Here is a 15,732-nt window from a genome sequence, read left to right on the forward strand (position 1 = left end):
AACATTAATAAATTATTATTTAATACTCGCCGTTGGTGACTTTGTGTTAACCACCTTGACACTAGCAGGTACCAATACAATATAACTTATTATTTCTTTGCACTCTTCTCCTTTTACCAACAATACATTCATATTCTTCTTACGAGTAATATTCAAAGTTTGAGTTGTAGCATCGGTTGTGCTTTCTAAAGCATAACGACCTGAATTCACTAAAAAATCCAACATAGCGCTATTGTTCACAGTAGCTAACTTGATATGAGATTCAATAATGATCCTACTACCTTTGGTTTCTTTTATTTCTATATTGTCTGTATCTAAATCTAGGTTAATAGTTGCAATATTGGCTGCTGAAATCATTTCATTCGCAGATGCCGTTGCTTGGGCAAATAAACTGCTCGAAATTATTACAGAAAACAAAATTGTAGCAAAAAATTTCATGATAAAAATAAATTCATTTTGTGTTAAAAACTTGGGAATAAACGTGTTTTGATTTTAGGGTAATATCAACGTAAGCACAAAGATAATTTAATGTTATCAAAAAAGCAAGCCTGTTTTTATATTAGATATATTCACAATATTTTGTTTTACCTCTACCTATATTTATATAAATAATACGTCTCTTTCTGTCTTCCTCTTTATTTGGCTATAAAAACTTGGCTCCAAATTAAATTTTAGTTTTTTAGATTTTGTTGTTGTATAACGATTTCTAAAGTTCAAAACTTTAACATTTCAATTAACAGTAAGGAACAAAAAAAAAGACTTAATGTTTATCAATACATTAAGTCTTTTTTATTTTATATGAAATATCCTTTTATTCTTTTCCATCTACTAAAGTGCTGTTATTCGCAAATTTAACACTCGTAGGCATATATATCGTATACTCCAAAACCTCAACACATTCTTCGCCTTTTATAATCAAAATATCATTTGTTTTTTTAGATGAAATCGTCAATTCTCTTGTGGTAGCATCTGTTGTTTTAATCAAATCATAGCGACCGCTATTACAAACAAAGTCAAGCAGACGATCATTTGGAAGTGAAATAGTTACTTTTGTCTCGACTAAGATTCTAGAACCTTTTGTCTCCTTCATCTCTACCCTTTTTGCCACTACGTTAATATTTACCTTTTCCGCTGCATCCAACGTAAACGTTTGATGAAGTGTTTTGGACACCTGACCGAAACTCGTCCCCATAGCAACCCAGCAAAACAGCAATGTTATGTAAACTTTTAACTTCATTGTTTGGGCATTTTTTCTTTGTTATTCATTTTAGTCGTTAGCATTCTTGTTTTACATTCAAAACAAACTCAATAGATCTTTTGCTTTTCACGAAAAATATCTTTCTTTAGTATGTCTAAGCAAAATAAGGTTTGAGCTCAAATTTCTTAGAAATCTCTCAATTATTGGGAATAAAAAAAGTCATTTTTCTTTAATAGTTTGTTTTTTCATGCTTAAAATTAATTTCTTTGGCAAGAATAACCAACAGATAATCAAAGCAATAAATTCAGCTGAACATTTTCAATCTATGCAAAGATGAATTATTATCATTTTATTGGGGAATAGAATAATTTTCTATGTGTTTGTTTTATTGTTTTTCTTTTTTTCAAAAGAAAAAATTCCCCAGACAAAAGTAAGTGAATTATATTGATAATTCCTAACAACAGATAAAATATTGCTTAAATTTACACATAATTTTTATTCTATGCAAACCAAGAATTTCATACAGTTTAGTAATATTTCTATCTATCGCAATAAAATATTAGTCCTAAAAAACATTAATATTTCTATTCGAAGAGGTGATTTTGTGTACCTACTTGGACAAACAGGAAGTGGCAAGAGTGCGCTGCTTGAAACGATATACGCTCAACAGCCCATCCAACAAGGAACGCTAGTCGTAGACCAAATGCCTGTGCACCAAATTGACCAAAATACTCAACCTTATTTAAGGCGAAAAATAGGTTTGGTTAGCCATTCATTTCCACTCAATACCAATTTATCCGTTTATCAAAATCTAGAATTCGTATTAACAGCAACAGATTGGACAGATGCCAATAATAGAGCAACTAGAATTCACCAAGTATTGCAACTACTAAAGATTACAGCTTTAGAAAAGCAAAAAACAGACCAATTAACTAAAAAAGAATATGTTCAGGTTTTGATTGCTCGTGCCTTATTAAATAGCCCTTCTATATTATTATTAGATGCCCCCGTGCAACATTTGGACGTACAAGCAGCACAAGAAATCCTTCGTTTTGTCTATCAATATGCCCAAAACAACACTACAACCGTACTTTTTGCTACTGTAAACAACAAAATTCCCCAATTGATCGCAGGCGACAAAGTGCTCTTATGTCAAGAAAATACAGTCGAAGAAATGGAATAAAAAAAGTTTTTCGACTTGATTTATACTCTAACATCAGATGTGCTAAAATTTAATCAAATAGAAAAACTCTTTCAAAATGGGAAATTTATTTTTCATATTGACTCCATGCAGTATACCCTCCATCCAAGTCATAAATCTTTTTAAACCCTAATTCTTTACAAATAGCGCTCGCTTTACCGCTACGCCCTCCTTTAGCACAAAAAACAAATACAGGACGCTCTAAATCCAATTTTGCCATTTCTTCTTTAAAATTTTCTCCAAAAAAGTCAATATTGATTGCTGAACCAATTGTTCCTCCTGCAAATTCATCAGAAGTTCTAACATCTATCAACTGTACAGATTCTGTTTCTTTGATTTTTTGATCAAAATCCTTGCACGACAATAACTCGACCTGTTCTACCGATGCAACATTTCCATTTCCACAAGCGATAAATACAGTCAATGACAATAAGCTAATTGCAAATAAATTTAATAGTTTCATTTTTTATTTATTTTTGTTGTATCAAATTTTTTAATAGTTCTCTTTTACATTACTTCGTTAAAATCATGTAGTAGCAGCGTAGCTAAACTGATGCGATTTAACTTCGCTGCTACTATGTGGCACTTTGAGTACTTTGCTTTTTGTAAAAAACGAAACAAACAAGCTTGCGTTCTCATGAGCATAGCGAACTAATTCATGGACTACTATTTTATAACACAAAATTACTAATAAAAATGGAAAAAGTAATTGCTTTAGGTTGCGACCATGCTGGCTTTGATTACAAAGAAGCTGTTATCAAGCTATTAAAAGAACGTGGATATACCATTAACGACAAAGGAACCAACTCGCAGGACTCCGTAGATTATCCAGATTTTGTACACCCCGTCGCCAATGACATTGAAGCAGGCAAGGCTGAATGTGGTATTGTTATGTGTGGCAGTGGCAATGGAGTTGCGATCACCGTAAACAAGCATGCTGGCATCCGTGCTGCACTTTGTTGGACCGAAGAACTAGCCGAACTAGCTCGTCAACACAACAATGCAAATGTTTTAGCAATTCCTGTACGTTTTGTTAGTGAACCAATAGCTTTAGATATGGTTCGTGCTTTTTTAGATACCGAATTTGAAGGTGGACGTCATCAACGTAGAGTTGACAAAATCGATTTGAAATAGTTCTTATATTATAATCGTCCAATATCATCAATCGTCGTTTGCAACTAGCACCTTTGTGCAAACTCACCATTAATCAATCAATTATTTTTTATGAATACACTTAGTATCCAATCCAAAGACAACTATCTTGTTGTTCAATTAGATCGTGGCAAAGCCAATGCACTTAACCAAGAAATGATTAACGAATTACGTCAATTAATTCGCAACACCGAAGCCGACGATGCCATCGAAGGGATTGTCTTAACAGGTAAGCCTCATTTTTTTAGCGGTGGCGTAGATTTGCTCGAAGTTTATTATTACGATTCTGAAGGCATCCGAAATTTCTGGGGATCATTTTTGCAGCTAGCAACAGAGATGTTAGCATTTAGTAAACCTCTTATCGCATCTATTACTGGGCATAGTCCAGCTGGTGGCTGTATTTTGGCTTGTGCTTGTGATTATCGTGTCATGGCTATCGGCGATAAGTATCAAATTGGTCTCAATGAAATGGCCGTTGGTATTGCTCCTAGAGAGAGTATTCTACACCTTTATTCCTTTTGGATTGGGCAACGTAAAGCCTATCAGTATTTGTTAGAAGGTTATTTGATGAATGGTAAAGAAGCCTTAGAAATTGGCTTAGTCGATGAGTTAGTTCCTCTGGATCAAACCCTCATACAAGCAGAACAAAAGATGCAGCAATACTTAAAGTTACCAAAGAGTGCCTTTCGACAAACTAAAAAATCCTTAAAAGGAGGTTTGGTTCAAGCAATGTCTGCCAACTTTGAACAAGATTTAGAGTTGCTGCACCAACAGCTAATGTCCAAAGAGAGTCGAACTATTATGGGACAGGTTGTTCAGTTTTTGGAATCTAGAAAAGGGTAAAAAAAAATGAAAATTGGCTATTAGTAGCCAATTTTCATTTTTTTTTATTGCCCTCAAACCATCCTTGCTGTTCCAATCCTGCTATCAATTGAGGGGCAATGCCTTTCTATAACCTCCTTAGCTCATTGCTTGAATAATGTCATATTTAGTAACAATATGACTTGTTCCTGCTTTGTCCACAGCAATCACTGCTGGAGATTTTTTATTGATATACAAATTCAGCTTATTGATAGGTAGCGTTTCTTCAACCGTAGGGAAAGGATCAACCATAATTTTTTCAATTTGCTGATCGCTGTTTTCCATTGGATTTGCCAACAAACAAGTCAACACATCATTTTCGTTCAAAGCACCTACAATTTTTCCTTCTTTTAACACAGGCATTTGAGAGATGTCATTTTCTTTCATCAGTTTCAACGCTTCTTTTACTGTTTGTTCAGCATCAATCGAGAAGAACGTTTTATTCTCTTTTTGAGCAATAACATCTTTTACCGTCATTACATCATCCAAGAAACCACGCTCACGCATCCACTCATCATTAAACATCTTTCCAATATAACGACTAGCATGATCGTGAAATAGTACGACCAACAAGTCATCCTCTTTTAGTTGACTCGCCAACTGATTAACTCCTGCAATTGCTGCTCCGGCAGAGTTTCCAACCATAATACCTTCTAAACGAGCCAAATCACGGGTTGCCACAGCGGCATCTTTGTCCGTTACTTTTTCAAATAGATCAATCGTTTCAAAATCTACATTTTTAGGCAAAATATCTTCACCAATTCCCTCTGTGATATAAGGATAGATTTCATTTTCATCAAAAACCCCTGTTTCATGATACTTTTTAAATACAGAACCGTAAGTATCAATTCCCCAGATTTTGATATTTGGATTCTTTTCTTTTAGGTATTTACCTACTCCAGAAATAGTACCTCCAGTACCAACACCAACTACAAAATGCGTAATTTTTCCTTCTGTTTGTTCCCAAATTTCGGGTCCTGTACTTTCATAATGTGCTTCACGATTCGATAAATTATCATACTGATTTGCCCAATAAGAATTTGGAATTTCATTGTTCAATCGTTCTGCAATAGAATAATAAGAACGAGGATCATCTGGTGCTACATTCGTTGGACAAACGATTACTTCTGCTCCTACAGCACGCAACAAATCAATTTTTTCTTTTGACTGCTTATCACTAGTTGTAAAAATACATTTATACCCTTTTACAACTGCTGCAATAGCAATTCCCATTCCTGTATTTCCTGAAGTACACTCAATGATTGTTCCACCAGGCTTCAAGTCGCCACGCTTTTCAGCATCTTCAATCATTTTCAAAGCCATACGATCTTTCACAGAATTACCTGGGTTGGTAGTTTCTACCTTAGCCAATACCGTACAAGGTACGTCTTTTACAATTTTATTCAGTTTAACAAGAGGTGTATTTCCAATCGTTTCCAGAATGTTATTATAATACTTAGCCATTTTTTGTTTTTGTTTTGTTATGTAGTTAGTTGCTAACCAATAAATCGTTGTATTTTTTTTGTGGTAAAGACTTTCATCAATCAATTATTATTTTAACAAAATAAAAACTGAAATAAGAAACAACGAATTATTAGACAGCGCAAAGGTAATAAAAGTATCCTGTGATATAAGTTAAAAATACCTTAATTTAATAACTGAACAATTCCTTGTCACAATCTAGTTTGCTTCAACGATGACTTTGCTAGAAAGCAAACCTAAATATATCAAGATACTGTCCATTAAACAATCAACTACACAGCTCTCATAAAACGAAATACATCAAATTAGTTCACCATACTGCCACTGTGTAGTTTCAACAAACTATTGATATGACAAACAGTATACTCAATATAGTTAGCATCCATTAGAAGGTGCTATTTTTATAAATTTTATCTACTGTTGTGGCTGTTTTTATAAAATACAAACCATCGCTTAGATTAGTTATGTCTATTTCAATTCTTCGTTCGCCTTGTTTTTGAATTGCTACCAATTGAGTAACATCCTGCCCCGCTGCATTAAAAATTGTAATATCGTTGAGTACACTTCCCTCTCCTGTAACTGTAACAAGACCTTGTGTTGGATTGGGATAAATATTAACCATTGCTACCTCATCTATACGGATCGCTACAACCGATGAATACGACGCTTTTTCATCAAAATCTGTTTGCTTCAAACGATAGTAAGAAGTTCCTTTGTATGGAGAATAATCTTTAGTAAAGTAATTGGTTGTCATAGAAGCCTTTCCCCTTCCTTGGACATCAACTACTTTTTCCCATTGATGCCCATCTTTAGAACGTTCAACAGTAAAGTAATCGTTGTTGATTTCTTGTGTGGTTTGCCAGTTCAACTCTACATAGCTATTTTCAAGAGGTTGAGCTTCAAAACTTAATAGTTCAATTGGTAAAACAGTTCTCGTTCTGTTGGTTGTTCCAATTGTAAATCTCAAATTATTCGCAATAGCTGTTACCCCAGCAAATTCATAAATACCAGCCCCTAAAGCTGTTGCTCCTGCAATTGGTGTTTCATCGGCAAAAGTACCATCATTGTCTGTATCAATCAACAGTCTTAAATCCGAAGTAGTGATCGGACCAAGGCTAGTCAAATCAAACTGAAGATCTATTGCCCCAACATCAACAGCAGTGCCATTGGTACTTACCTCACTAACACGCCATTCACGATCAAATCTAGCCTGTACAGTTGGAGGTATATCGCTACTATTGACAGCCTCTTGCGTTCGGTTGTTGTGCCCCCAAATCAAAAATTCATTATTATCTAAATTGCTAGGATTTAATATTCGTACAATTCCCGCACCTTGTGCCTCTGTATGATTAATCCCTCCAGCCGTTTGTCCTATTCCTGCCACATCAAAATCATAATTTCCATTTAAGGCATCATCTTCATCGTAAAGATCATTCGTAGCCAATGGAATGTTATATTTGGCAGACAAATAGTTGTTAACTAAGATATTTTCTATCTCATTATGATAATAATTGTATTGAATTATCTCAGCATAATCTGCACCTAAATAAGTTCCATAACCTACATTTAGAGCACCTATTGCCATCGGTTGATTGCTGTTCTGAATAGAAGAAGATGTTTCTGTAGCCGTTCTAATAATTTCACTACCATTTCTTATTCGGCTCCTTGTCGCACCTGCTTTGGTTCCATCAAAATCCCAACCTAAAATGTAATTCGTTGCATTGGAGAAAGTTGTTCCTGCATCAAATCGATTGTTTTGAGTCTCTACATCCAAATTCAATCGGTTGCTACCATAAAAGAAATACGTATAAGCATAATTAGAAGAAACCGTGTAGGAAACGCGTTTCCCCAAAATTCCTCTAGCCGAGCCATCTAAATTATTTGGTCTTAAAACCACATAAAATGTTATTCCTGATGAATTATCCAATATATCTGCATCTGCAACAGCCATTTCATCATCAAGCCCATCAAATCTAACTACAGGCATATTATTTAAGGCACTTGTAGATTGGTATAAAGGATTTGCAGAAGTTGTAATTTGGTTGGCATGGTTGCCATTTCCAGAAGCATCTAGCCAAGTTGAAACAGCTGCTCCATTTCCTATAGAAATAGCATCCGCTTTTAACCATAAGCCATTATTGGAAGAATTCCCGACACCACCAGGACCTGTTTGAGTGAAACCAAAATGTGCATAAATTAACAGGGAGATAAAGATTGTGTATTTCATATTACAATTAACGCTAGGGCAACGCGTCAAAATTCCAAAAAACTTTGCTCAACTTATATGACGGTATTTTACAATTTAATTTGGGGGACGCGCCTATCTTTTATTAAAATAGATTTTATATTAAAGAATTATTTTTTGTAAAAAAAGTAGAAGAGAAGGGATTCTTCTTTAACGTTGTGGGGCACGTTAGAGCAAAAATGAAGCCAATACGATTCTTGTTCCTTCTTATTTGATCAATAATTAGAAAGTGTTAGCTGCATGATATTTATAAAATAATCGTATCAACAATAACTAGAAATGACAATGATACTACATGGAAGCCTTATACATCTGCTTCCGGTAGGTTTTTAACCTCTACCATCAGTATATTTTCACCTGTAGATATTTGTTTTGCAATACGAACAGGATTTTCCATTTTTCCATAAGAAGTAAGCACAATACCTTTCATGTTTTCGTCAATTTCAAAAGGATCTTGTAAGTTGAGATGATACGCATTGACGGCTTTGTAAATCGTACTTGTTTCATCCAACATCATCGCATCCAAATCTCCTGTATAGATAACAGAAATAGAAGTTGCATTTTCTGCCACTGTATCATTTGTGGTTGTTTTGGGTGCTGCTCTATTAACAGAGTTTTCCATAATTTCTTTTGCTGAAATCGTATCAACTAGAGAAGTGCTGATCATTGCTCGATCCGAACAGGAAATTGTTGAAGCAACAATTATGCATATGGTTATAAAAAAAGAATATTTTATCTGTGTAATCATTTCTATGTTATATTTTTAAATACACCTTTGCTTACTCATGCAAATAAACACAATATTTTCATATTGTGGCACAAAGGTATTTATTTTTCTTAACTAAAAGGTTATTTTCCTGCCAACGAATAGTTAAATTCTTGCCAAATTGAATAAATCTTACCAATTATAACCTAAAGTAACTTCTACCAACTCCGCCTCTCCTGCATAAGCTCGCACATGGCAGCCCAACCACAATTGATTTTTGAAGTTTTTGAAGTAGTTTTGTAGGTAAAAATTAAAGCCTACTTTACTTACTAAAACGCTTCTTCTGTATTTATGTTCATTCATATATACCCCTAAACTTGTCACTAATCCCCAATGTCCAAAAAGCAATTCGTGAGTTGCTATTATCGAGAATCGAGCATAATTCAAATGCTTGAGCACAACACTGCCACTCTGCCTGTCAAAAGCATATGGTGCTGTATTATACAAATACTCTACAGATAAGCTCAGTTTGCTTATACGAGCCATCAAACGAGAGACACCAATAGAAACATTATAAACAGGATACTTGGGACCTCTTGAAGTTGCCATCTCGGTCAATCCGAGTCCTATTTGAATAAAAGGACGAAAACTTTGATTCAAAGCAGGCAATCCTGCGATCAATTGAGTTGACAAACTGTCTGGAACAGTAGGTTTTTGAAAACTATATTGTATCCCTACTTGAGCAAAGGGTATATTGATCCCCAAGTTAGGATTTGTAAAACCACCGTTTGAATAATGGGTCACTCCTCCCCCTAATTGCAAATGAAACGTATTTGAAATTCGATATCGAAACAGTGCTCTTAATATCACACAAGCGTTTAAAGTCGAACCTATGACTATATTATCTTTGTTATAAAAACTATCGTAAGTCTTTGTAATGATTCCTGCCCCCCAACCAATTCTAGCCCTCATATCCAAGCGCTTCCATTCAAAAACCTTAAAATCAAGACTAGGCACAGCATAAAAAGCATTCCCTAAAATATCCGCATTTCCTAGGGTTTGGTATGCGATAGAATAAGCAACAGTAGGTTGACCGTACAAAATCGACCAAATTTTCTTGGCTTGGGTGTGTTGTAATAGCGTTAATTCTCCTGTATGTGAATGTGCTTGAATTTTAGGGTATCGAGGATGGATAGGAACATTCGTTCCAAATTGATAATTCAATTCCAAAGCATATTGCTGTGCTACGATAGCAGTGACCAAAAAAAACTGAATGATTAGTATTAAAAATATTTTTGTCATTGGGTGTTTTTCTTTCTAATTATCTCCTGCTGCTCCGCCTCCTACAAAATCGTCATCGTCATCATCATCGTCGTCAAAATCATCGTCATCAAAGTCAATATTATCATCTTCATCATCAAAATCATCCTCTAAGTATCCTTCAATCTGGCGCAAGAGTTTTAAAGCCATTTCATTATTAGCTTCCATTTCCAACGCTTGATCCAGTTGAATTTTAGCAAAAGCGTAGTCATGCATATATTTAATCAAAAAATTAGCATAATCGACATACAGACTAGCATCTGCTTTTTCTGCCACCAAATAAGCTTCATAACACATAGAAATAGCTCCATAATCTTGGTAAATATTTTCTAGAATCGTCACAAGTTTTCGCAACGTATCTCCATTGTGAGGAGCTGCTTTTAAAGACTTTTCATAATATATCCTTGCTTTATCATATTCTCCCAAGTGTGTATTGTGCAAATCTCCTAAACTTGCCAATAACAAACCGCTATCTCCGTGAACGGGATGATCCAATCCTTTTTCAAAAGTTTCGATTGCTGCACCAATATTCTCATCATTATGCCATTGAATTTGCCCCAATAAATTAAGCGCCTCTTCTTGATACTCATTAATTCCCAAGGCAATATCAATAAACTGACGTGCTCGTTTAATATCCTTTAGAGCATAATGTGCTTCTGCTATCCGCACATGTGTTTCTGCCATAAATGGCTCCAATTCAATCACCTTGTTATAACAATCAATTGCCCCTTCATAATCTTTAAAGGTAGTTGCCTTTAATATGCCCATTTGTAACAAACCATAAATATGGCTCGGATTACTTGCGGTACAGTCATTATAAAAATTTAGCGCAGCTTCCATATCTTTTCTACGTTCAGCCAAACGCCCCAAAGCATATAGTGCCTCATCATTTTGAGGAGCATACCGAACAATACCTTCAAAACAAACTTGTGCTTCCTCTACCAAATCAAACATCATATACAACTTTCGCCCCAAGTCAAGATAGTATTCCACCAAAATAGACGACGCTACTAAGATTGGCTCGTAATAGGTCTTGCCTTTCTCAAATGCTGCAAAATTTTCTGCTTGCAAATCTGTGTAATCTCCCATCCAAGGCAAATATTCCATAATAGAACTAAAGATACTAAATGTTTTTTCTATTTGATGCTTCTCGGCTTCCTCTAACAAAGTAGAAAGATATTCTAATGTTTTATCTTTTATTTCTTCGTCAGGGTGTATTTGCCACAATAAGACTAGTGCATCTTTTGCCTCTCTTGCTGTTGCAGAATCGAGTTCTTTTAAAGTACTCAAAATAGTTGCAGCATCGGCATTTAATAAGGTGTGAATTAAAGTCTCGTGTATGTCCATTTTCGTATAATTAAATTCTATTGTTGCTCTCCCTTTCTTTATTTGATTCTCTTGTATAAAAGGACGAGTTTACAAATTTAACTTAAATAATGACATTTTCTATAAATTCTAAACCCTCAAAAAAAACAGTGCCACCTCAAAGCAAAGAATATAATTATTTTCTTCTTTCGAGAGTTTTGAATTTAGTACTTTTGTTTAAACTAGTTCGCTAAGTAGTTTGGGTTAGATGGTAGAAGTTGCCAGTATGTTGTTTTTTAATCAGCAATACCAAAGCTAAGTAGAGTTTGTTTGAGAATATTAGAACGGTGTAACTACCAAATCTAAAGCCATACATTGCATTCAGCTATAATCCGTGCCAATTGGCTTGATTGATAATCAACCTATCCTTTATCAAACGACCCCTTAACTCAGTACTTTTTTAGTGACTTATTATTGGATTTTAAATTTACCTTGACTATTAAAGCGAGCACAGAAGGAAAACACTTGCCCAAAGACTCGCTTAAAATATTATTAAAATCTATGTTACAGTGTACTAAGTGCTCTTTTATCAACATATTAGCTTTGCAATCACACTTCTCAAACACACGGAAGTACAACATTCTCTTGGAAAAACTTAACTTATTAACATTGTTTGCTCTAATCATTTTGTTTTTGGGGAGTACTACGATGGTACAAGCTCAACAAGCTCCTACCCCTCCAAAACCAGATAGCCCAAAAGCAACAATACAAGCCCCCAAAAAGGTAAATCCTCTCCCTCCCTCCAAAGTGATACCTACTCGAAAGAAAAAAGGGACTATAGAAAAACCATCTTGGGATATTGCTAAAACTCAAACCGTGTCTTATTTTCCTGCTTCTTTTAAGATAAAAAAAGATGTTTTGAGTAGAAAATATTACAACAACAACCTTTTTGATATAGAAGAATCAGACAATCCTTTTGCATTGCCTGTGGGTAATTATAAGTCCAAACAAAAAAGTAAAGCCAAAGACAAAAAAGGTCGTCAACTTGATTTTTCAGAATTATTTGCCTTAAATGGTAATAACAATGATCAGGGCATTGCCAAGTGGTTAATTTTTATATTATTAGGGCTACTCTCTTTGATGGCTATTATTGTAGCGATCTACTCCAAAGAAGTTACTAGTATTTTTCAAACCTTTCTAAGCACAAACATTCAAAACAACCAAAGAGATCAAGGAAACCTTTTGACGATAGCACGATTTTCTAGTTACATTCTTTTTGTCTTAGGGATGGGGACATTTTGTTTTTTAATTCCCCAAATTCTATTAAAAGAGTTCCAATTCAACACTTTTGGAGCACTTTGTTTGTTTATTTTGGGGCTTGGGGCAATTTATTTTCTTAAACACATACAACTCAAAGTCTTATCTTACATTTTACCTTTTCGGCAAGAAATTGAGTCCTATAGCTTTATTGTCTCCAACACCAACAAAGCACTTGGTTTTATCATAGTTCCTTTGCTTTTTTTAATTGCATATACACCAACTACCGCGCAAATTATGGCGCTCTATTTTAGTTTTATTTTACTCAGTTTAATTTATATTTATCGTACATTAAAGGGCTTAGCTATTGCTGGAAGTATAATTTTATTTCATAAATTCCATTTTTTTGTGTACCTTTGTGCCGTTGAAATAGCCCCGATAGTAATCTTATTGAAGTTATTGTCTATTTTATAACGATAATAAACATTAGATGTCAGCAGATTCGAAAGATAGATTAGAGAAAGTGGAGAGCATTTTGGTTACACAATTAACAACCAAAAACAACAGAGCTCCATATGACAAATTGGTAGAGAAATTTGGTTTAAAAATCGATTATCGTCCATTTACAGAAGTCATTCCTGTTACAGCAAAAGAATTTAGAAAACAAAAAATTGCTTTAGAAGAATTTACTGCGATTATACTTACTAGTAAAAGTGCCGTAGACCATTTCTTCAGACTTTGTGATGAAATGCGTTACAAGGTACCCGCAGACCTAAAATACTTTTGTAAGTCAGAAGCCGTTGCACTATACCTGCAAAAACACATCGTTTACCGCAAGCGCAAAGTATTCTTTGGCAAGCGTGTATTAGATGATTTAAAGCCCTCATTATTAAAGCACAAAAAGAAAGAAAAATTCTTGCTGCCATGCTCTAATTTTGGAGGACGCAACTTCGCTACCTTCTTAGAAGACAACGAGTTTGATTTTAAAGAGTCTATGATGTATTTGGCTGCTAGTAGTGATATTTCGGACTTAGAAGACGTATTCTATGACATTCTTGTTTTCTTTAGCCCTTTGAGTTTAAAGTCTCTATACGATAACTTTCCTGATTTTAAACAAAATAAAACTAGAATCGCTGCTTTTGGAAACAGTACGGCTCAAGCAGTTTTGGACAGAGGTCTAATTCTAGACATCAAAGTTCCTGCGCCCGAAACACCTTCAATGACCATGGCTATTGAAAAATACATTCGAGAAACACTAGAAGCAAGGCCTTCTGGAAAATAATATATAGAACCACTGGAACAAAAAAGTGTTAGTAGCTATATGCCCTAACACTTTTTTTATTGTTCTTAATAATCCAACCGTCATTTCTTCTTTTTAAGTGCACTTAGGCGTTGTTTTGCTTGGCTGTGCAAGCTAGCTTGATATTGATCAGGCTTTTCCTTCAGACATTTCTCATAAAAATCCTTTGCCATTTCTATTTCATCCCTTGACTCATGTATTATACCTGCTTGAAGAGCGGCATTACAAGCATAGTAATATGGCTTTTTAGTTCCTTTATCAATGGTTTGGCCATAATACTTTAACGCATCATCATTCTTCTTCATTTTTTGGAAAATTCTCCCCATTCGATAAGTATATTCGATTTTTTCCTGTTCTGTTTTCAAACTTTTCGAATCACATCCTTTTAGTGCATTATATGCTTTATCATAATAACCGCCATCATACAATAGGCGAGCTTTGAGCAAGTCAAGATTTGGCACAATTCTCAATTTTGCTTCCTCCATTTCATTCATCGCTGTCCGATCTTGCGAAGTATTGTATTCTCCTTTTTTTTCTACCAAAGACATATAATAACGATATTTGGACTCATCTTTTCTTAGTAGGCTAATCCAAGCCAATCGATGATAAGCCTCTTTAATACCATTAACACCTCTATATCTAGATAAAAAATTATTAAAATCTTCTTCCGAATCCAAGTCCAATCTATAAAGTTTGCATAAGCCATTCATAATATCCATATATGGAAAATCATAGTATTCATCTCCTTTAGGATATTTGTCTAAAATTAAGATAGCTTGTTTACTTTTACCGATTTTCATGCTTCTATTTGCCAGAATATAAGCAGCCATCGGATTTTTGGTAAAGTCTAAGATTTCTGTATTAATTGCTCCCCACGCTTTCATGTCGTTGTTTCCCATATACAACAAAAGCATTCCATAAATCACTTGAACTTCTTCATTAAATTCAAATTCTTGATGGCGCTTGCCGTGGCTAATAACCTCCTCTAGCTCTCCTAACCCTTGTGCTATATTGCCTCTTAAACCTGCTAGAGAAGCCCCCCATTGATATTTCCCAGGAATAGCTCCAACCATCGTATGCAAAATGCCTAAGGCTCGTTTGTTAGGCAAAAATTTTGGAAACTTTTTATCATTTCGTTCTAATAAAACAGCAGCTTTTTTTATGCTTTTAAATGCCTCCATGTTGTCTTGAAACAATGCATAAATCATTCCCCAACGTAGATGAATATCAGCTTGAGTAAACAACGTATAAGGATCTCCTTCTGCCCCTTGTTCTAACCATTCCAAGCGCTCTTCTTTACGTTTTAGATATTTACCATAAATATCTTTGGGTCTTCCATCTATAAAGGCGTAAAAAAAATCAATATAATCCTCCAAATAATGAGGAATTAAATTAAATGTATTGTTCTTTTTTTCTTGAATAATACGAGGAATTGCAGCTTGAAACTTTAGTGTCATTACATCATGAAACATATCCTTTAGATCATCATTCCATTTAAAAAAACCAGCATTGTTCAATTCACTAGGAGACGTTTGAGCTTGCCCAGAAGCAATAGAAATAAATAGTAAAAAGAAAAGGCTATAAAAAAATTTCATTACAAAAAGGTTTTGTGATTAAAAACAGACTGTTTGTCAATCTATGAAATATTCAATAAATGTTTGTCATAACATTACTTCGTTGAAACCAGACAGTAGAGCAACACAGC

Annotated in this window: 14 protein-coding genes; 5 read left to right on the forward strand and 9 right to left on the reverse strand. The window is 34.6% G+C overall.

All coding sequences use genetic code 11. The annotated features are described in order from the left end of the window. Nucleotides 1-15 precede the first annotated feature (15 nt). Nucleotides 16-438, reverse strand: coding sequence for a hypothetical protein (locus QP953_RS27070; protein ID WP_052599104.1), 423 nt, complete (start codon nucleotides 436-438; stop codon nucleotides 16-18). Between the two features lie 373 nt (nucleotides 439-811). Further along, a complete protein-coding gene (locus QP953_RS27075) occupies nucleotides 812-1,237 on the reverse strand; it encodes a hypothetical protein (RefSeq protein ID WP_052599103.1) in 426 nt (141 codons plus the stop codon). 463 nt (nucleotides 1,238-1,700) lie between these two features. Here QP953_RS27075 and QP953_RS27080 point away from each other — a divergent pair, with 463 nt between their 5' ends. Beyond that, a complete protein-coding gene (locus QP953_RS27080) occupies nucleotides 1,701-2,381 on the forward strand; it encodes an ATP-binding cassette domain-containing protein (RefSeq protein ID WP_052599102.1) in 681 nt (226 codons plus the stop codon). 85 nt (nucleotides 2,382-2,466) lie between these two features. Here the strand turns inward: QP953_RS27080 and QP953_RS27085 are convergent, their stop codons facing one another. Next, nucleotides 2,467-2,862 (reverse strand): rhodanese-like domain-containing protein, encoded by a 396-nt coding sequence (locus QP953_RS27085; protein ID WP_309553495.1) that lies wholly within the window; start codon nucleotides 2,860-2,862, stop codon nucleotides 2,467-2,469. 233 nt (nucleotides 2,863-3,095) lie between these two features. On the opposite strand from QP953_RS27085, the gene rpiB reads away from it, so the two are divergent. Together rpiB and QP953_RS27095 are read left to right on the forward strand one after the other, a co-directional pair. Then, nucleotides 3,096-3,533: a ribose 5-phosphate isomerase B gene (rpiB, locus tag QP953_RS27090; RefSeq protein ID WP_052599100.1), complete on the forward strand. Its 438-nt coding sequence runs from the start codon at nucleotides 3,096-3,098 to the stop codon at nucleotides 3,531-3,533. A gap of 90 nt (nucleotides 3,534-3,623) precedes the next feature. Continuing rightward, the gene (locus QP953_RS27095) at nucleotides 3,624-4,394 is read left to right on the forward strand and encodes an enoyl-CoA hydratase/isomerase family protein (protein WP_309553496.1); all 771 of its coding nucleotides are present in this window, start codon (nucleotides 3,624-3,626) and stop codon (nucleotides 4,392-4,394) included. Nucleotides 4,395-4,511: 117 nt separating this feature from the next. Here QP953_RS27095 and QP953_RS27100 read toward each other — a convergent pair whose 3' ends face one another. The 5 genes from QP953_RS27100 to QP953_RS27120 all read right to left on the reverse strand — a co-directional run bounded on the left by QP953_RS27100 (nucleotide 4,512) and on the right by QP953_RS27120 (nucleotide 11,512). After that, nucleotides 4,512-5,876: a pyridoxal-phosphate dependent enzyme gene (locus tag QP953_RS27100; RefSeq protein ID WP_052599226.1), complete on the reverse strand. Its 1,365-nt coding sequence runs from the start codon at nucleotides 5,874-5,876 to the stop codon at nucleotides 4,512-4,514. 403 nt (nucleotides 5,877-6,279) lie between these two features. Beyond that, nucleotides 6,280-8,121, reverse strand: coding sequence for a T9SS type A sorting domain-containing protein (locus tag QP953_RS27105; protein WP_309553497.1), 1,842 nt, complete (start codon nucleotides 8,119-8,121; stop codon nucleotides 6,280-6,282). Nucleotides 8,122-8,443: 322 nt separating this feature from the next. Next, nucleotides 8,444-8,887 carry a hypothetical protein gene (locus QP953_RS27110; RefSeq protein ID WP_309553498.1) on the reverse strand — a complete coding sequence of 148 codons (444 nt, stop codon included), beginning with the start codon at nucleotides 8,885-8,887 and terminating at the stop codon, nucleotides 8,444-8,446. 150 nt (nucleotides 8,888-9,037) lie between these two features. Beyond that, nucleotides 9,038-10,147 (reverse strand): acyloxyacyl hydrolase, encoded by a 1,110-nt coding sequence (locus QP953_RS27115; RefSeq protein ID WP_309553499.1) that lies wholly within the window; start codon nucleotides 10,145-10,147, stop codon nucleotides 9,038-9,040. 15 nt (nucleotides 10,148-10,162) lie between these two features. Continuing rightward, on the reverse strand, nucleotides 10,163-11,512 hold the full coding sequence (locus QP953_RS27120; protein ID WP_309553500.1) for a tetratricopeptide repeat protein: 1,350 nt from the start codon (nucleotides 11,510-11,512) through the stop codon (nucleotides 10,163-10,165). A gap of 603 nt (nucleotides 11,513-12,115) precedes the next feature. Here QP953_RS27120 and QP953_RS27125 point away from each other — a divergent pair. Together QP953_RS27125 and QP953_RS27130 are read left to right on the forward strand one after the other, a co-directional pair. Next, the gene (locus tag QP953_RS27125; protein ID WP_309553501.1) at nucleotides 12,116-13,201 is read left to right on the forward strand and encodes a DUF4271 domain-containing protein; all 1,086 of its coding nucleotides are present in this window, start codon (nucleotides 12,116-12,118) and stop codon (nucleotides 13,199-13,201) included. Between the two features lie 16 nt (nucleotides 13,202-13,217). Beyond that, a complete protein-coding gene (locus QP953_RS27130; protein ID WP_052599093.1) occupies nucleotides 13,218-14,009 on the forward strand; it encodes a uroporphyrinogen-III synthase in 792 nt (263 codons plus the stop codon). Nucleotides 14,010-14,089: 80 nt separating this feature from the next. Here the strand turns inward: QP953_RS27130 and QP953_RS27135 are convergent, their stop codons facing one another. Then, nucleotides 14,090-15,622, reverse strand: coding sequence for a hypothetical protein (locus QP953_RS27135; protein ID WP_309553502.1), 1,533 nt, complete (start codon nucleotides 15,620-15,622; stop codon nucleotides 14,090-14,092). Nucleotides 15,623-15,732: the final 110 nt, after the last annotated feature.

Source organism: Aureispira sp. CCB-E, assembly GCF_031326345.1.
Lineage (GTDB): Bacteria > Bacteroidota > Bacteroidia > Chitinophagales > Saprospiraceae > Aureispira.